The sequence below is a fragment of the Citrobacter sp. genome (genome assembly GCF_050252275.1).
Lineage (GTDB): Bacteria > Pseudomonadota > Gammaproteobacteria > Enterobacterales > Enterobacteriaceae > Citrobacter_A > Citrobacter_A amalonaticus.
On the sequence record NZ_JBFWLF010000070.1, the window covers coordinates 1 to 16,667 of the forward strand.

Here is a 16,667-nt window from a genome sequence, read left to right on the forward strand (position 1 = left end):
CTCTTCCCCCGGAGGTTCTCATCCTCCCAGGCTCCGAATGCAAAATGCCCTGCTCGTTGAGCAGGGTTTTGAATTTGGTCGGTGATAGAGGATAACTCGCCACATCGTGGCTCGCCCTGCGGGCCGTTGCTATCGCAACGTTCTCTCGCTCCGCTCGAGTCGAACCTCTTGCCCCCGGAGGTTCTCATCCTCTCAGACGCTGAATGCAAAAAACCCTGCTCGTTGAGCAGGGTTTTGAATTTGGTCGGTGATAGAGGATTCGAACCTCCGACCCCTTCGTCCCGAACGAAGTGCGCTACCAGGCTGCGCCAATCACCGAATGCGGGGCGCATCTTACTGCGCAGGTGCGCCCCCGTCAATCCCTTAGTATCAAAATGCCCTTTGATCGGCGAGAAAGTCGTCAGCCCGCTTACTGCGCGACGTTTTTCTGTCCGTCAGGGAGATGACACCAGTTGTTGTTCTCATTAATTCCGCCATTCGGCGAGGTATAACCGAGACAACCCATGATGGTGTCGTACAGCTCCACATGACGGCGCGGCACCTTCATTTCCGCTTCCTTCTTCAGGTGCGCAAACGCCTGGGCGTTGGCCGGGTTCTCCAGGTATTTATCAGACATCCAGACCATCATCGGCACGCGGAACTGCTCCGGTGGCGCCATCTTACGTGGCGTACCGTGCAGGTGCTCGCGCTCATTGATTGACTCACCGTGGTCGGCAGCGTAGAACACAATCGCTTTCTTATCGCGTACCTGATCAATCACCGTGTCGATAAAATGATCGACGTAGGTAATCGAGTTATCGTATGAATTAATCATCAGGTCTTTTGGGCACTTACGATCGATAGCGTAACATTCCGGCTTCCACTGAGCGAACTCGCGCGGATAACGCTGAGTGTAGTTGTAGTGAGAGCCCTTAGTGTGCAGCACAATCAGATGCTTACCCTGCGGGTTTTCCTGCAGCGAACGATCAACCTCACTGACCAGCAGCATGTCATCCACGGCTTTACCCCGGTTACGCGGCTCAGCAGCAATCTGTTCGCGATAGGCAATGTTGTCGGCCATCGTGTTGCTGTAAAACCACATCTCACTCTGCATCGCGTAGAGATCGGAACTAAAGCCTAACTGCTTGAGCACCGCAAAGACGTTTTGCTCTTTCAGCGTACGCTGTGGGTTGTCTTCGGCCCCACCCTGACGAACGAACATACAGCGCAGCGACAGTTTCGTCGCGGTATCGCAGGAATAACCACGATACATCACCAGGTTTTTCTCTTTGGCAAGCTTCGGCGTGGTGTCGCGTTCATAGCCCAACATTCCCATATGATCCCAGCGCGTGGTTTCACCAATAATGAAAATCACGTAAGTGTCATCCAGGTTCTGTGTCGGGGTATAGGTGAATTTCTTCGCCGGGTTGATGAGCGATTTGTTATCCGATGATTCATCCACCTGCGCCCAGGCATACAGGCCCAGTGCAGACAGCCAGTTTGACGGCAGATAAGAGTTCGCCAGTACGCCGCCGTAACTCGGCATATCGACACCGGCAATACGATCGGCACGCTTCTGATGCATCTCCAGAAGACGAATTGGCACCCAGACCAGCAGCCCCGCCATCAGCACAATCAGCGCGCTGCGCCAGCGCACTTTTGGCGTGCAGAGCTGACGCCAGAAGGTATCCGTCGAGCGGTTAAACCAGATGAAGATCAACGGAAGAAGACTCACCGCCACCAGCCAGAGGACAAACGTCCAGCCGACCACCTCTTTGGAGAGATCGATATCCGTGGTCATGACCGAGGCAACGATGCCGTAACCGATCATCACGTTCATAAAAGTCATGTAATAACTTGCGCCCGCTGAAATCAGCACCAGCAACGAAGCCAGAACACGCCACACCGTCCTGCCCATCAGTGACAGGAGTCGTAAAAAGAAGAACGTTGCCAGCACAGTGCTAGCCAGTTCAACCACCGCGGAGATTCCATTCCAGAGGGTAAAGTCTTGCGCGTAACCGTCAAACCGACGGAGGTAAACCGCGCCATTCATAAACAGACCGATATAGATCGCGAGCAAAAAACTCAGCTTTTGCTGCGACATCGACGTAATGTATCTCATGCAAGCAAGCCCTGGAAATCGAGGGGTTAACACAGCCTGCGCAACGGCGACATCCGCCGGGCAGGTGAAATTGCGAAGGTAGTCAAATAGTAAAATCGACACGCGCGGCTAAGTAGACCACAAGCAGCAAAGAAAGTGGCAACAGAGAATGTGATCGAAAGAGATATTTACAAAAAATCAAGTTTGAAAGCAGACTATTCACAGCAGATATAACAAAAAAAGGCCAGCTCATCGGCTGGCCTGTAGAAAATCTTACGGGATATCAGGCGTGTGCCATTTCCAGCACCTCGCGTTTTGGCTGACGAATGGTGGTGGAGAGCGCCAGCGAGAGAATCAACAATGCAAAGATGACACAGAAAGTCACGTAGAACCCACCGAACAGCGACGCGATAATCGAACCGCAGATGCTGCCAATCCCAAAGCCGAGATAAATCACACCATAATTTTTCGCCAGATTGTTCAGACCGAAGAACTCGCTGACCAGTGACGGGAAGACGGTGATCGTCCCGCCAAAGTTAAAGGCGATGCAGGCAATGGCAGCAAAGAAAGTCAGCGCATTCAGCGGCGCAAACAGCAGAGCGGCCATCCCCACCAGCGACACCACCTGACCAATGGTGATCACACGGATACGGGCAATTTTATCGGACAGGATCCCCAGCACCAGACGGCCGGAGAGGTTAGCAATAGAAATCACCGTCACCGCATTGGCCGCCGACACCACGTCCATATGCGCCAGTCCCTGAGCGATATCTTTCGCCACGCCAATCACATACAGTCCGCTCATACACGCCGTCAGGAACATCACCGCCAGCATCCAGTACTGCGGTTTACGCATGGATTGCGCCAGGGTGTAGTCGTTTTCTACAACACCATTTTGCGTTTTGACCTCCTGATTCGGCGCATCTTTCATTAGCGTAGAGCCGAATACAATCATCACCAGCACAATCGCGCCCCAAATCACAAAGGTGTTTTCCAGACCGACGGTTGCCAGAAGTTGGCTGTCGATAAATTTGAAACCCAGGCTTCCCAGACCATAAGAACCAATGGCAAAGGCAGAAATTAGCCCTTTACGCTCCGGGAACCACTTCACGCAGTTGGACAGTGTTAACAGATAGCCCGCTCCATCGGCCAGGCCTACCAGCACGCCTGCGCTCAGCCACAGCATCATCAGGTTACTGGAGTGCGCAGTCAGGAAGAAACCCAGCCCGAGCAGTATACCGGACGCCATGGTGACGCGCTTCACGCCAAAACGTTCCTGCAACTTCCCGGCGACAGAAGAGGAGATCGCCAGACCTAAGCTCAACAGACCAAAGGAAAAAGCTACCTGGCTGACGGGTTCACCCAGTTTTTCTGAAAGCACGCCATTAAACAGGCTCCAGGTATACACAGAACCTAAGGCGAATTGCGTAATGATGGTACCGATAAGGGTCAACCAACGGGTGCGCTGATACGATGCGGTTTTCATGGCAGTCTTCCTGCATAAGCAAAAGGGAAAATCCTCTGCCAACAACCATAACGAAATGCATTTTATGCAGGGAAAAAACGGCATGAAGTGCCATCAGAACGGAATGAAATGCCTGGAATGCGGAATGAATGACGAGACAAAAATCCATTGAATGAATTTTTTCCCGGTCAGTTAGTGCATACTATCGCCACAAACACTGTTATCACTGCGTTTAAATTGTAAATTGCAGGTTAAAACCTGGCGCTTACCCCCATCGTGTAGAGGTAGTCGGTACTGTTGGTGGTATTTTCCGCCTGCGAGAGCGCAGCATAAGCCGCCATGTGCTGATTGAGCAGCATATCTGCGCCTACCGTCACGTCCAGCCAGTTATTGTCCTGAGTGGTCGCCGTCATTCGACTGAGCCCCGACTGCGCCTTCCAGATATTTTCGCCAAACTGCTGGTTATAGCTGATTTGCGCCCACGGTCGCAGATCGCCAAACTGCGAATTCACCCGCCAGCCCAGCGTACTGACGCTGGCATGCCATAACGGGTCGGGCGACTGGCTGACCACGCTATCGCCAAATTCGTTATAAATAGCGGGCGTGGTGCCATCGTAATGTAATGCCGCCACCGGTCCGGTCGTGACGTCGCCAGAGACGGGAAAATTCCAGCCCATACTCATGCCGCTGGTGGCCTCCGTCGGCGAAGCTTGCTCAAGGTTCACCGCCAGACCCGGCACAGTTTGTGTCGTCCGGATACGTTCCGCCAGAATGTCGTCATAGCGCGGTTGGTGATCGCTGTCCCATGTATAGCGTTCAGTCGTATATCCAGGCGTATTATCAACGATATATTCTTGCTGCCAGGCACGGGCTGTGTTGATGTAAAGCGAACAAACTACGACGCTCGCCAGGAGAATAATTTCCCGGCGACCACTGCATTTTTTTATCATCATCAATGCGACTCCAGAAGAGAGCCGAAATCGGCGATATTATTGTCATTGTAATTAAGGATGACAGGCGAAAGCCCTGTATTAAATATTGTCTTTTTCGCGGGAGCGTCAAGGCACCCGGAACGATATTTTTATGGCAAGTCAAAGAGCGAGGGAAGTATGGAACGTTGCGGTTGGGTCAGTCAGGACCCCCTTTATATTGCCTATCATGATAACGAATGGGGCGTACCCGAGCACGACGGTAAAAAACTGTTCGAAATGATCTGCCTGGAAGGTCAGCAGGCCGGCCTTTCGTGGATCACCGTCCTCAAGAAACGCGAGAATTATCGCACTAACTTCCACCAGTTCGATCCCATCCGCGTGGCAGCCATGCAGGAAGACGATGTGGAAAGACTACTGCTTGATGCCGGGATCATCCGCCATCGGGGGAAAATTCAGGCCATCATCGGTAATGCCCGGGCATACCTGGCGATGGAGCAAAACGGCGAACCGTTTGCCGACTTCGTCTGGTCATTCGTGGATAACCAGCCACAAATCACCCGCGCCGCCGCGTTGGGCGAAATCCCGACCTCCACGCCCGCCTCCGACGCCCTGTCGAAAGCGTTAAAAAAACGGGGATTCAAGTTCGTCGGCACCACTATTTGCTACTCCTTCATGCAGGCCTGCGGACTGGTCAATGACCACATCACCGGCTGTTTCTGTCATCCAGGAGATAAACATGATTCGCGAGTTTCATAGTGCGGACATGACGCCATTGCTGGCGTTATGGTTGGAAAGCACCATCTATGCGCATCCTTTTATCGCAGAACGCTACTGGCATGAGAGCGAGGCAGTGGTGCGCGATGTTTACCTGCCCGCCGCCAGAACCTGGGTCTGGGAGGAAGACGAGGCGCTGAAAGGGTTTGTGAGCGTCATGGACGGGCGTTTTTTAGGGGCGTTGTTTGTCGCCCCGGATGCGTTACGTAGCGGGATAGGGAAAGCGCTGGTACAGCATGTTCAGCAGTGTTTTGACGTGCTGAGCCTCGAGGTATACCAAAAAAACCAGAACGCGGTGAATTTCTACCACGCGCTGGGCTTTCGTATCGAAGACAGCGCATGGCAGGAAGATACCCAGCATCCCACCTGGATTATGGGCTGGCGGGCGGATTAAACGCCGTAAGCGTGAGTGCTGGCCCGCTGTATTTCTCCAGCCACGCCAGCGCGGTATTGCCCGCGCAGCCGTTCCCCAGACGCGAACTGGGCAGGTCTTTGGTCAGCACATTCACCGCGCCGTTTTTACAGATGCCTCCCGCGGCAGGGTCGAGATCCGGCCATGCCCCTTCATGAATGCAGATAACGCCAGGTTTGATACCGTCAGTGACCACGGCGCCTGCAAGGATCTGACCACGGTGATTCCAGATGCGTACCACATCACCCTCACGGATGCCGCGCGCCTGAGCATCTTGCGGGTGAATCGTCACCGGCTCACGATCTGCCACCGCATACCGTTCACGCAGGTGACTGTAGTTAAGCTGGCTGTGCAAACGATGCGCCGGGTGCGCCGACACAATCTGTAGTTGCTCCGGTTCGGCGTTGCCGTGCCACTCATCCGGTTCCAGCCACATCGGGTGTCCGGGGCAATCTGCATAGCCGTAACCGGCAATTCGCTGTGAGTAAATCTCGATCTTACCGCTGTCGGTTTTCAGCGGATGCGCGTCCGGGTCACGACGAAAATCCGCAAAGCGGATAAACTGCGCATTGGCCGGATTTTCCGGCATTTCAATCAATTGATTCGCTTCCCAGAATTCGGCAAACGGCGGCAGCGTCACCTGCTGGCTGGCCCCGCGCTGCCCGGCAATCGTATAAAACGTCTCCAGCCATTCCAGTTCGCTCTTCCCTTCGGTAAAGCGTTGATAACCGCCCTGCTCCCAGCGTTCGCTCAGCGCGGCAAAAACATCGAAATCATTGCGCGCTTCGTACTGCGGCGGCACGACCTGCTTCATGGGCACCAGATGCTGGTTACTGTAATCCCCGGTCATGGTGAGATCGTTACGCTCAAAGGAAGTGGTTGCCGGCAACACAATATCAGCGTGCTTCGCGGCAGCGGTCCAGAAGCATTCCGAGATGACCACCAGCTCCGGTTTTTGCCAGGCGCGAATCAGTCGGTTGGTGTCCTGGTGATGGGTAAAATTCGCCCCACCCGCCCACCAGATGAAGCGGATATCCGGGAAATGACGGTTCATCCCGTTATGCTGATACGGCGCGCCGGGGTTTTCCAGTGCTTCCACAATGCGCGCTACCGGAATTTTCTCCACCGCGTCGGTCCCGCCTTGCAGGCTGCCCTGCATTGACGCCAGCACCGCAGAACGGCGTGTCGGGTTTCCGCCATTGGCAAAATGATACGAAAGGCCAAAACCACCGCCAGGTATACCAGGCTGCCCCAGCATGGCGGACAGGGTGACAATCATCCAGTGCTTTTGTTCGCCAAACTGCTGGCGTTGCATGCCCCAACCGGCCATCAACATCGTAGTATTTTTATGGAACAATTCTGCCAGTTCACGGATTTTTGCTGCCGGAACGCCGCAAATCGGGTCCGCCCACTCTGCCGTTTTGGCAATACCGTCGCTCACGCCCAACAGATAGTCTGAAAAGACCTCATAGCCCGTGGTGCAACGGGCAAGAAACGCCTCGTCATGCCAGCCATGTTCTACCAGCGTATGCGCGATGCCGAGCATCAGCGCCACGTCAGTCCCCATGTGCGGCGCAATCCATTCCATTTTGTCGCCAAAGAAATCAACGGTTTCCGATCGCATCGGATCAATACAGATCAGCCGTTTCCCGCTATTACGCAACGCGTCAAAGTAAGGGATCCCTTGTTCATCCGACGCATTCCAGGCAATTTTCAGGGTATTCAGCGGGTTGGCGCTCCATAACACCACCACCTCGCTGTGTTCCAGAATCACCGGCCAGCTGGTTTGCTGTTGATAGACTTCGCTGCCGCCCACCACGTACGGCATGATGGCCTGCGCCGCGCCGGTAGAATAGTCGCCCAGATGTCCGGTATAGCCGCCCGCCAGCGCCATATAACGTTGTAATAACGTCGCCGACTTGTGCAGAACACCGTTGGAACGCCAGCCGTAAGAACCGGCAAAAATGGAGGCGGGGCCATACGTATCGCGAATGCGTTTATGCTGCGTATGAATCAACGCCAGCGCCTCGTCCCAGCTCACACGCACAAACTCATCCTGTCCGCGTACACCCTGCGGTTGTTCCGGCGAAGCCAGAAACCCTTTACGTACCATCGGATAGCGTACCCGGCTTTGACTGTGCACTTGATCGCGAACCGCACTTTGCAGCGAATTGGGATGCGAGGTGGGCAGCGCGCCCCGGGAAGAGAGCACCTTTTCTCCGTCCGTTTCGACAAGAATGGGGCCCCAGTGGGCGGCGGTTAACACTGAATGATGCATCGTCAAGCTGGCACTCCTGCTGATGGGCTGAGGTATAACGGCGTTCAATGTTACTTACAAATTTCAGAGAGATCCCTGGAATTTTCTTCATCTTCACACGTCATAATCAACCGCCACGGTCGCTGTGGCAAAAAATAAGAATGTCATTAAGGAATTAAGATGAAGAAACGTGTTTTAGTCATTGCCGCTATCGTGAGCGGCGCCCTGGCGGTTTCTGGCTGCACAACCAACCCTTACACCGGCGAACGCGAAGCGGGTAAATCCGGCATTGGCGCGGGCATTGGATCGCTGGTGGGCGCGGGTATCGGCGCTCTCTCCTCGTCGAAGAAGGATCGCGGTAAAGGCGCACTGATTGGTGCCGCGGCAGGGGCAGCGCTCGGCGGCGGCGTCGGTTATTACATGGACGTGCAGGAAGCAAAACTGCGCGACAAAATGCAGGGAACCGGCGTAAGCGTGACGCGAAGTGGCGATAACATCATTTTGAACATGCCGAATAACGTCACCTTCGACAGCAGCAGCGCCACCCTGAAACCGGCAGGTGCCAACACGCTGACCGGCGTAGCGATGGTGCTGAAGGAATACGAAAAAACCGCCGTCAATGTCATCGGGTATACCGACAGCACCGGCGGCCAGGATCTGAACATGCGTCTGTCACAGCAGCGTGCGGACAGCGTAGCCAGCGCACTGATCACCCAGGGCGTTGCCGCCAACCGCATCCGCACCAGCGGCATGGGTCCGGCAAATCCGATCGCCAGCAACAGCACGGCGGAAGGGAAAGCCCAGAACCGTCGTGTCGAAATTACGTTAAGCCCGATTCAGTAACGGTTGCGCCGGGCGGCGGCATTGCCGCCCGGCCGACAAAACCACGCTCCAGGCCCGGTAAGCGTAGCGTCATCAGGCATTTTCGCGCTAAGGTATGCTCACCAAAGGCAAGGAAATCAGCGATGAGCAAATCAACACACCCCACCATCAGCGATGTCGCGAAAGCGGCAAAAACCGGTAAAACCAGCATTTCACGTTATCTCAACGGCGAAAAACACCTGCTTTCCGATGCCCTGCTGGCGCGTATTGAAAAAGCCATTGCCGACCTCGACTATCGCCCCAGCCTGATGGCACGCGGCCTGAAACGAGGTCGCACCCGTTTGATTGGCCTGATCATTGCCGATATCACCAACCCCTATTCCGTTCACGTGTTAAGCGGTATCGAGGCCGCCTGTCGCGAGAAAGGCTTTACGCCGCTGGTCTGTAACACCAATAACGAGGTGAACCAAGAATTGCACTATCTCGATCTGCTGCGCAGTTATCAGGTCGAAGGTATTGTGGTCAACGCCGTGGGGATGCGTGAAGAGGGGTTGAATCGCCTGCAACAGTCCGCGTTGCCGATGGTACTGATCGATCGCAAAATCCCTGACTTCGCCTGCGACGTCGTCGGGCTGGACAACACTCAGGCCGCCACCACCGCCACCGAACACCTGATTGAACAAGGCTTTGAAGCACTGCTGTTTCTCAGCGAACCGCTGGGGATGGTCAATACCCGTCGTGAACGACTGAGCGCCTTTCGGGCAACACTGGCACGTTATCCGGGCGTTGTCGCCGAAAACGCCGAAGTTCCGCTTTCCGAGAATACGCAACTCGATAACACCTTACGCCAGTTCCACCAGCAGCATCGCGGGATGCGCAAGGCGGTGATCTCCGCTAACGGTGCGCTCACCCTTCAGGTCGCCCGTTCACTGAAGCGCATTGGCCTCAACTGGGGCAGCGATATTGGTCTGTTGGGGTTCGATGAGCTGGAATGGGCTGAACTGGCAGGGGTCGGGATCACGACTCTGAAACAACCCACGTGGCAGATTGGTTATGCCGCTGTCGAACAAGTGGTACGCAGGATTGAAGGCGGCAGCGACGCCATTCATGAACAGGTTTTCTCCGGCGAGCTGATCGTTCGCGGCTCCACTGCCCGTTAATTTTCCTTCGTGATGGTGATCATAATTTCGACACATCACGCTTTTCTTTGGAACCGGTTCCATCTAGCGTAATCACATTAGCGTGAGTTCTGGAGTTCCTATGCAAAGAAAACTGATAGTGGTCACCGCTGCCTATGGCCACGACACTGTCCGCGCTGCCGGCGGACAAACCGCGATGCTGCCTATCATTGCCGGTGCAGGTGCAGACGGCGTCGAAATTCGCCGCGAACTGTTTACTGACGCTGAGCTCAGCGCCCTGACCACACTGGCGTCAGCCATCGAATGCTTCGATCTGCTGGCCTGCTATTCCGCGCCACAACCGCTGTTCATGGACGATGGCCGCCTCAATCCACAACTGCCGTCACTGCTTCAGGAAGCGCAAACGCTGCGCGCGCTATGGCTGAAGGTTTCGCTGGGCTATTTTGTCCACGCAGAACAATTTGACACCCTGCGCGACTGGCTGGAAAGCAGCGGTATGGCGCTGGTAGTCGAGAACGACCAGACCGCCTGCGGACGACTGGCCCCCATGCAACGTTTTAACGCCGCCTGTCAGCAACATGCGCTGCCTGTACACCTGACCTTTGATATGGGCAACTGGCTATGGGTAGGCGATTCGCCAGAAGAGGCCGCGCATCAACTGGCGAAGTCAGTGGGTTATGTTCACGTTAAAGCCGCCACCGCGCACCACGACAGCTATCGCGCCGTTCCCCCGGACCAGGCAGAGCCCCGCTGGCTCGACCTGCTCAAGTTGTTGCCCACCGACGTTCCGCGCGGCATTGAATTCCCGCTGGAAGGGGCCGATCTGACTGCGGTTACCCGCCACTACGTCGATTTGTTACGTAAGGAGTAAGGCATGAAGCATTCACTGGATGTCATCACAATCGGCGAAGCGATGGCGATGTTTGTAGCAACGCAGACCGGCGATCTGGCCGAGGTTGAGCAGTTTATCAAGCGTGTTGCCGGTGCCGAACTGAACGTTGCCACCGGCCTGGCACGACTGGGACTGAAAGTCGGCTGGGTGAGCCGCGTAGGTAACGACAGCTTTGGTCGCTTTGTTCTCAACTCACTGAAAAAAGAGGGGATTGATGCGCAGGGAGTCACCCTGGATGAGCGCTACGCAACCGGCTTTCAGCTAAAATCTAAAGTTGAAAATGGAACCGATCCCATTGTGGAGTATTTCCGTAAAGGGTCCGCCGCCAGCCATCTGTCCGTTGCGGACTACCACGACGCGTATTTCTCCAGTGCCCGTCATCTGCATCTGAGCGGCGTCGCTGCGGCGCTTTCCCCCAGTTCCTATGAACTGCTGGCGCACACGGCGCGCACGATGAAAACCAAGGGCAAGACACTCTCATTTGACCCCAACCTGCGTCCGGTGCTGTGGAAAAGTGAAGCCGAGATGGTTGAGAAACTGAATCGTCTCGCGTTCCAGGCCGACTGGGTATTACCGGGCCTGAAAGAAGGGATGATTTTAACCGGACAACAGACGCCAGAAGGGATTGCGGATTTCTATCTCCGTCACGGCGTGAAAGCCGTGGTGCTGAAAACAGGCGCAGACGGCGCCTGGTATAAAACCGCCGACGGCGAAAAAGGCAGCGTTGCCCCGGTCAAAGTGGACAACGTGGTCGATACGGTCGGTGCCGGCGATGGCTTTGCCGTCGGCGTCATCAGCGCCTTACTGGAAGGTCGTACGCTGTCACAGGCCGTCACACGCGGCAACAAAATTGGCGCACTGGCCATTCAGGTGCAGGGCGACAGCGAAGGCTTACCCACACGTGAAACGTTAGGCGAATAACCTTACGTAATGATAACAGCCCCCTGTACCCTACAGACAGCGGCGGCAGAAACAACAGAGGTTGATTATGGCAAACTCAACAAATGCAGCAAAACGCTGGTTGTACATCATGCCTATCGTGTTCATCACGTATAGTCTGGCGTATCTTGACCGTGCAAACTTCAGCTTCGCGTCCGCCGCGGGCATTAACGAAGACCTTGGCATCACCAAAGGGATCTCATCCCTGCTCGGCGCCCTGTTCTTCCTCGGCTATTTCTTCTTTCAGATCCCCGGCGCGGTGTATGCCGAACGCCGGAGCGTGCGCAAACTGATTTTTGTCTGCCTGATTTTATGGGGCGGTTGCGCGTCGCTGACCGGGATGGTCAGCAATATCCCGGCGCTGGCCGCTATTCGCTTTATTCTTGGGGTAGTGGAAGCCGCTGTTATGCCAGCGATGCTGATTTACATCAGTAACTGGTTTACGAAGTCGGAGCGTTCGCGAGCAAATACCTTCCTGATCCTCGGTAACCCGGTGACGGTCCTGTGGATGTCAGTGGTGTCTGGTTACCTGATCCAGGCGCTCGGCTGGCGTGAGATGTTCATCATCGAAGGGGTTCCCGCCATTCTGTGGGCCTTCTGCTGGTGGGTGCTGGTGAAAGACAAACCGGCGCAGGTCGGTTGGCTGACCGAGTCAGAAAAAACGGCGTTGCAAACGCAACTCGAACAAGAGCAGCAGGGGATTAAGGCTGTACGCAACTACGGCGAAGCGTTCCGCTCCCGTAATGTGATCCTGTTATGCATGCAATATTTCACCTGGAGTATTGGCGTCTACGGCTTCGTGCTGTGGCTGCCATCAATCATCCGCGAAGGCGGCGCGAATCTGGGAATGGTCGAAGTGGGCTGGCTCTCTTCTGTCCCGTATCTGGCAGCCACCGTGGCGATGATTATCGCCTCCTGGGCCTCGGATAAATTACAGAACCGTAAGCTGTTCGTCTGGCCTCTGCTGCTAATTGCCGCGTGCGCTTTTATCGGTTCCTGGGCCGTCGGCGCGAATAACTTCTGGGCCTCTTATACCCTGCTGGTGATTGCCGGTGCGGCAATGTACGCCCCGTATGGCCCGTTTTTCGCCATCATTCCGGAGATGTTGCCGCGCAACGTTGCCGGTGGCGCAATGGCGCTAATCAACAGTATGGGCGCGCTGGGCTCGTTCCTCGGCTCGTGGTTTGTCGGTTACCTCAACGGCGCCACCGGCAGCCCGTCCGCCTCGTACATTTTTATGGGGGTGGCGCTTTTCGCCTCAGTATGGCTAACTTTAATTGTTAAGCCTGCTAATAATCAGCACGTCCCGGTTGGCGCACGCCACGCGTAAACTTTCACTCATGGAGAGTCATATGAAGCCGTCCATTATTCTCTACAAAGCGTTACCTGACGATTTACTGCATCGCCTGGAAGAACATTTCACCGTCACCCAGGTGCCGGACCTGAGCCCGCAGACGGTTGAACAACACGCGCAAGCCTTTGCCAGTGCTGAAGGTCTGCTGGGCTCCAGCCAAACCGTCGATACCGCGCTGCTGGAGAAAATGCCGACGCTCCGCGCAACCTCAACGATCTCCGTGGGGTATGACAATTTCGATGTGGATGCGCTGAACGCACGTAAGGTACTGCTGATGCATACGCCCACCGTGCTGACGGAAACCGTTGCCGATACGATCATGGCACTGGTGCTATCGACCGCTCGCCGCGTTGTGGAAGTGGCCGAGCGCGTGAAGGTCGGCGAATGGACCTCCAGCATTGGTCCTGACTGGTTTGGTATTGATGTGCACCACAAAACGCTGGGGATTGTCGGGATGGGACGCATTGGTCTTGCGCTGGCACAGCGCGCCCACTTCGGCTTCAACATGCCGATTCTCTACAACGCCCGCCGCCACCATCAGGAAGCGGAAGAGCGCTTCAACGCCCGCTACTGTGACCTCGATACGCTGCTGCAGGAATCAGACTTTGTCTGCCTGATCCTGCCGCTGACCGACGAGACGCATCATCTGTTTGGCGCAGAGCAGTTCGCTAAAATGAAATCCTCTGCCATCTTCATTAACGCCGGACGCGGTCCGGTGGTCGATGAAAACGCGCTGATTGCCGCACTGCAACAGGGCGAAATACACGCTGCCGGTCTGGATGTGTTTGAGCAAGAGCCGCTGCCGGTTGATTCACCGTTGTTGTCGCTGAGTAACGTTGTGGCGGTACCGCACATTGGTTCAGCCACCCACGAAACGCGCTATAACATGGCGGCCTGCGCGGTAGATAATCTGATTGATGCGCTGCAAGGAAAGGTCGAGAAGAACTGCGTGAACCCGCAGGTTGCGGGGTAACAAAAACAGCCGGGAGGCGCTATCGCCTGCCCGGCAGCTTCATCACTGAATAGCGTTAACCGCCGCAGTCCAGGCCTGGTTAAATGCCTGATGCTGCGAGGCCAGCGGCCCAATCAATGCGTTGTACTGACTTGCCTGCTGCGAAGTCGGGAACTGAATACCATTCGCCACAAAACTCACCTGCGTATCCTGCTGCGCGACAAAATCACCCACCTGGACCAGTTGCTGAGTGAAGATCTGCGCGGCCGGGATCAGCGGCTGCAACGCGTCTGCGGGCGTCGTCACCACTTTCTTATACACCTGGTCAAACACCGGCTTCAGGTCATCGGCCTGTTTCAGTGCGCCATGCGCCGCATCGGCCTGCAGTTTCGCATTCTGCAACTGCTGACCCAATACGCCGAGAGAACCGTTCAGGTCACGCAGCGGCCCACGTTGCGTCACATAATCCTGTGGCACACGGATGGCATTAACGCTATCAACAACCGGACGCAACGCGGAATCCATCGCCTGGTTCACCTGCTGTGAGTAGCCATACAGAATCGCGTAATCAGAAACAAACGGACCGAACTGTTTTTTCTGATCGGCGGTCAGGGTGGGTAGACGCTCGCCGCTACGCATCACCGTATTCTGTAGAAAATCGACAAACGCTTTACGCTGATCGCCTTCTTTATCAAAACACCCACTCAGGCTAACTACCATTAACAACGCCGCAAGAGGCGCAAACCAGCGAGAGCAGGACTTACCTGTCGCCATTTTAATACTCCTTTCACCCAAAAATGCGCACTGCGCAATACGCGTGCCTTACGGCTTACAAGGATAGTCCAGGTCAGGCTCGCAGGATACCCCTTCCGCGTAATCTTGTGGCGGAAATTCGTCTGGCGAAATAGCGATGACCAAATTGTTATTTTATTGTTAAACACATCACATTTACCACCTCTGTCCTGAGGGCATTAACAAGAAGTAGTTCTATGATTTTAATAGCTTTTCAGCATTAAGTCGGCCAGTGAAGGGGCAATTCGTACGATTATCGCACGTTAACCTCGGTGGGGTGATTGCCGAACACGGGCTTCAATGTTTTGATTAATTGAACGATTAACGAATAAACGTTCGATAATCGCACAATTAATCCTAACGCTTGCGGTGGAGAAAATAAAAACACCCTCTGTCCCCCGCGTTGCTTTCGCAGGAATGACCGCATGACAAACAAAACGACTGATATTCAAGCGTTTATTAACGAGCATCCCTTTTCAAAATACCAGTGGATGATTCTCGTGCTGTGTTTTGTGACCGTCGCGATGGACGGATTCGATACCGCGATTATCGGCTTCATCGCCTCCGATCTCGTTCAGGAGTGGGGCGTTGAAAAATCCGCGCTCGGCCCGGTCATGAGCGCCGCGCTGGTGGGGCTTGCCGTCGGAGCCCTCACCGCGGGTCCAATGGCTGACCGCATCGGTCGCAAAAAAGTCCTGATTATGTCGATTCTGGTGTTTGGCGGCTTCAGCCTGCTCACCGCCTTTGCCAGCACGCTGAACCAACTAACGGCATTGCGCTTTTTAACTGGTCTGGGTCTGGGGGCGGCAATGCCCAATGCCGCGACCCTGATGAGTGAATACGCGCCAGAACGCCGTCGCGCGCTGCTGGTGAATCTGATGTTCGTCGGATTCCCGATTGGCTCGTCGATGGGCGGGTTTGTCTCCGCCTGGCTGATCCCGCATTACGGCTGGCAAAGCGTACTGATCCTCGGCGGCGTGATGCCGCTGGCGCTGGCAGTGGTGTTGATCGTTTTACTGCCGGAATCTGCCCGTTATCTGGTAGTTAAGAACAAATCACAGCAGCAGATTGGCACCATTCTGCGCCGTATCGCCCCGCTACCGGAAGCGACGCACTTTGTCCTGCGTGAAACCGGCCAGATTAAAGAGAAATCGGCGCTGGGCGTCATCTTCTCGCCGCGTTACGCACTGGGCACGGTGATGCTGTGCCTGACCTACTTTATGGGGTTGCTGATCTTCTATCTGCTGACCAGTTGGCTGCCGCTGCTGATCCGTGAAACAGGGGCCACCCTGAGCCAGGCGTCCATCATTACCGCCCTGTTCCCGTTAGGCGGCGGAATTGGCGTCCTGGTGCTGGGCGCGCTGATGGACAAATTCAACCCGAACAAAGTGGTGGCGGTCGGCTGGTTGTTGACCGGGGTGTTTGTCTGCCTGGTTGGGTTCTCCACCAGCAGCCTGGTGCTCATGGGGGTGATGGTTTTTATCGCCGGGACAATCATGAACGGCGCGCAATCGTCCATGCCCGCGCTGGCGGCGGGTTTTTACCCCACACAAGGTCGCGCGACTGGTGTGGCATGGATGTTAGGTCTGGGCCGTTTCGGCGGCATCCTCGGTGCGTTTAGCGGCGCCTTCCTGATGCAGGCGCAACTCGCGTTCGAAACCATCTTTACATTCCTGGCCATTCCGGCACTAGTGTCTGCCTTTGCCTTGATGGTGAAATACTGGGCAGGTAAACGCCAGCTGTCTGGCGCATCAACGCCGACAGAATCACCGACTCACGCCGCGCAAAAAGCCTGATTTTTCCTCCTGGCAGGTAATCACCTGCCAGGAAATAGTCATATTTTCGTAATCTTTACAA

14 protein-coding genes, 1 tRNA gene and 1 other RNA gene are annotated in these 16,667 nt (G+C 55.3%); 9 read left to right on the top strand and 7 right to left on the bottom strand.

The window, feature by feature from the left end; translation table 11 throughout:
- Positions 1 to 75 precede the first annotated feature (75 nt).
- From AB7E14_RS08220 to AB7E14_RS08240, 5 genes are all read right to left on the bottom strand, one after another.
- Positions 76 to 209, bottom strand: a non-coding RNA gene (locus tag AB7E14_RS08220) — RtT sRNA.
- A gap of 32 nt (positions 210 to 241) precedes the next feature.
- Positions 242 to 318, bottom strand: a tRNA-Pro gene (locus AB7E14_RS08225).
- Between the two features lie 91 nt (positions 319 to 409).
- A complete protein-coding gene (gene eptB, locus AB7E14_RS08230; RefSeq protein WP_428169456.1) occupies positions 410 to 2,101 on the bottom strand; it encodes a kdo(2)-lipid A phosphoethanolamine 7''-transferase in 1,692 nt (563 codons plus the stop codon).
- A 262-nt stretch (positions 2,102 to 2,363) separates the two neighbouring features.
- Positions 2,364 to 3,566: an L-lactate MFS transporter gene (locus AB7E14_RS08235; protein ID WP_316962398.1), complete on the bottom strand. Its 1,203-nt coding sequence runs from the start codon at positions 3,564 to 3,566 to the stop codon at positions 2,364 to 2,366.
- 230 nt (positions 3,567 to 3,796) lie between these two features.
- Positions 3,797 to 4,498: an autotransporter outer membrane beta-barrel domain-containing protein gene (locus AB7E14_RS08240; protein ID WP_058587422.1), complete on the bottom strand. Its 702-nt coding sequence runs from the start codon at positions 4,496 to 4,498 to the stop codon at positions 3,797 to 3,799.
- Positions 4,499 to 4,654: 156 nt separating this feature from the next.
- Here AB7E14_RS08240 and tag point away from each other — a divergent pair, with 156 nt between their 5' ends.
- Both tag and AB7E14_RS08250 read left to right on the top strand, forming a co-directional pair.
- Positions 4,655 to 5,233: a DNA-3-methyladenine glycosylase I gene (gene tag, locus AB7E14_RS08245; RefSeq protein ID WP_042998561.1), complete on the top strand. Its 579-nt coding sequence runs from the start codon at positions 4,655 to 4,657 to the stop codon at positions 5,231 to 5,233.
- Positions 5,214 to 5,645 (top strand): N-acetyltransferase, encoded by a 432-nt coding sequence (locus AB7E14_RS08250; protein WP_316962399.1) that lies wholly within the window; start codon positions 5,214 to 5,216, stop codon positions 5,643 to 5,645. The genes tag and AB7E14_RS08250 overlap by 20 nt, the downstream gene beginning before the upstream one ends.
- Here AB7E14_RS08250 and AB7E14_RS08255 read toward each other — a convergent pair.
- The gene (locus AB7E14_RS08255; RefSeq protein WP_316962443.1) at positions 5,623 to 7,941 is read right to left on the bottom strand and encodes a molybdopterin guanine dinucleotide-containing S/N-oxide reductase; all 2,319 of its coding nucleotides are present in this window, start codon (positions 7,939 to 7,941) and stop codon (positions 5,623 to 5,625) included. The two genes, AB7E14_RS08250 and AB7E14_RS08255, sit on opposite strands and share 23 nt — an antisense overlap.
- 159 nt (positions 7,942 to 8,100) lie before the next feature.
- Here AB7E14_RS08255 and AB7E14_RS08260 point away from each other — a divergent pair, with 159 nt between their 5' ends.
- The 6 genes from AB7E14_RS08260 (at position 8,101) to ghrB (ending at position 14,039) form a co-directional block, all read left to right on the top strand.
- Complete coding sequence (locus AB7E14_RS08260; protein ID WP_042998563.1) at positions 8,101 to 8,763, top strand: OmpA family lipoprotein; 663 nt, start codon at positions 8,101 to 8,103, stop codon at positions 8,761 to 8,763.
- Between the two features lie 122 nt (positions 8,764 to 8,885).
- Positions 8,886 to 9,902 (top strand): LacI family DNA-binding transcriptional regulator, encoded by a 1,017-nt coding sequence (locus tag AB7E14_RS08265; protein WP_428169457.1) that lies wholly within the window; start codon positions 8,886 to 8,888, stop codon positions 9,900 to 9,902.
- A gap of 100 nt (positions 9,903 to 10,002) precedes the next feature.
- Positions 10,003 to 10,752, top strand: coding sequence for a sugar phosphate isomerase/epimerase family protein (locus tag AB7E14_RS08270; protein WP_316962400.1), 750 nt, complete (start codon positions 10,003 to 10,005; stop codon positions 10,750 to 10,752).
- A gap of 3 nt (positions 10,753 to 10,755) precedes the next feature.
- Positions 10,756 to 11,694 carry a sugar kinase gene (locus AB7E14_RS08275; protein ID WP_058587421.1) on the top strand — a complete coding sequence of 313 codons (939 nt, stop codon included), beginning with the start codon at positions 10,756 to 10,758 and terminating at the stop codon, positions 11,692 to 11,694.
- Positions 11,695 to 11,761: 67 nt separating this feature from the next.
- Positions 11,762 to 13,042, top strand: coding sequence for an MFS transporter (locus AB7E14_RS08280; protein ID WP_044253759.1), 1,281 nt, complete (start codon positions 11,762 to 11,764; stop codon positions 13,040 to 13,042).
- Between the two features lie 22 nt (positions 13,043 to 13,064).
- The gene (gene ghrB / locus AB7E14_RS08285; RefSeq protein ID WP_044253762.1) at positions 13,065 to 14,039 is read left to right on the top strand and encodes a glyoxylate/hydroxypyruvate reductase GhrB; all 975 of its coding nucleotides are present in this window, start codon (positions 13,065 to 13,067) and stop codon (positions 14,037 to 14,039) included.
- 42 nt (positions 14,040 to 14,081) lie between these two features.
- Here ghrB and AB7E14_RS08290 read toward each other — a convergent pair whose 3' ends face one another.
- The gene (locus AB7E14_RS08290; protein ID WP_042998569.1) at positions 14,082 to 14,792 is read right to left on the bottom strand and encodes a DUF3053 domain-containing protein; all 711 of its coding nucleotides are present in this window, start codon (positions 14,790 to 14,792) and stop codon (positions 14,082 to 14,084) included.
- A gap of 443 nt (positions 14,793 to 15,235) precedes the next feature.
- Between AB7E14_RS08290 and AB7E14_RS08295 the strand changes: the two genes are divergently transcribed.
- Positions 15,236 to 16,606 (top strand): MFS transporter, encoded by a 1,371-nt coding sequence (locus AB7E14_RS08295; protein WP_058587419.1) that lies wholly within the window; start codon positions 15,236 to 15,238, stop codon positions 16,604 to 16,606.
- Positions 16,607 to 16,667: the final 61 nt, after the last annotated feature.

Bases quoted from the DNA above. Each gene is read 5' to 3' on its own strand.
- eptB (WP_428169456.1), bottom strand. From the start codon at position 2,101: ATGAGATACATTACGTCGATGTCGCAGCAAAAGCTGAGTTTTTTGCTC.
- AB7E14_RS08235 (WP_316962398.1), bottom strand. From the start codon at position 3,566: ATGAAAACCGCATCGTATCAGCGCACCCGTTGGTTGACCCTTATCGGT.
- AB7E14_RS08240 (WP_058587422.1), bottom strand. From the start codon at position 4,498: ATGATGATAAAAAAATGCAGTGGTCGCCGGGAAATTATTCTCCTGGCG.
- tag (WP_042998561.1), top strand. From the start codon at position 4,655: ATGGAACGTTGCGGTTGGGTCAGTCAGGACCCCCTTTATATTGCCTAT.
- AB7E14_RS08250 (WP_316962399.1), top strand. From the start codon at position 5,214: ATGATTCGCGAGTTTCATAGTGCGGACATGACGCCATTGCTGGCGTTA.
- AB7E14_RS08255 (WP_316962443.1), bottom strand. From the start codon at position 7,941: ATGCATCATTCAGTGTTAACCGCCGCCCACTGGGGCCCCATTCTTGTC.
- AB7E14_RS08260 (WP_042998563.1), top strand. From the start codon at position 8,101: ATGAAGAAACGTGTTTTAGTCATTGCCGCTATCGTGAGCGGCGCCCTG.
- AB7E14_RS08265 (WP_428169457.1), top strand. From the start codon at position 8,886: ATGAGCAAATCAACACACCCCACCATCAGCGATGTCGCGAAAGCGGCA.
- AB7E14_RS08270 (WP_316962400.1), top strand. From the start codon at position 10,003: ATGCAAAGAAAACTGATAGTGGTCACCGCTGCCTATGGCCACGACACT.
- AB7E14_RS08275 (WP_058587421.1), top strand. From the start codon at position 10,756: ATGAAGCATTCACTGGATGTCATCACAATCGGCGAAGCGATGGCGATG.
- AB7E14_RS08280 (WP_044253759.1), top strand. From the start codon at position 11,762: ATGGCAAACTCAACAAATGCAGCAAAACGCTGGTTGTACATCATGCCT.
- ghrB (WP_044253762.1), top strand. From the start codon at position 13,065: ATGAAGCCGTCCATTATTCTCTACAAAGCGTTACCTGACGATTTACTG.
- AB7E14_RS08290 (WP_042998569.1), bottom strand. From the start codon at position 14,792: ATGGCGACAGGTAAGTCCTGCTCTCGCTGGTTTGCGCCTCTTGCGGCG.
- AB7E14_RS08295 (WP_058587419.1), top strand. From the start codon at position 15,236: ATGACAAACAAAACGACTGATATTCAAGCGTTTATTAACGAGCATCCC.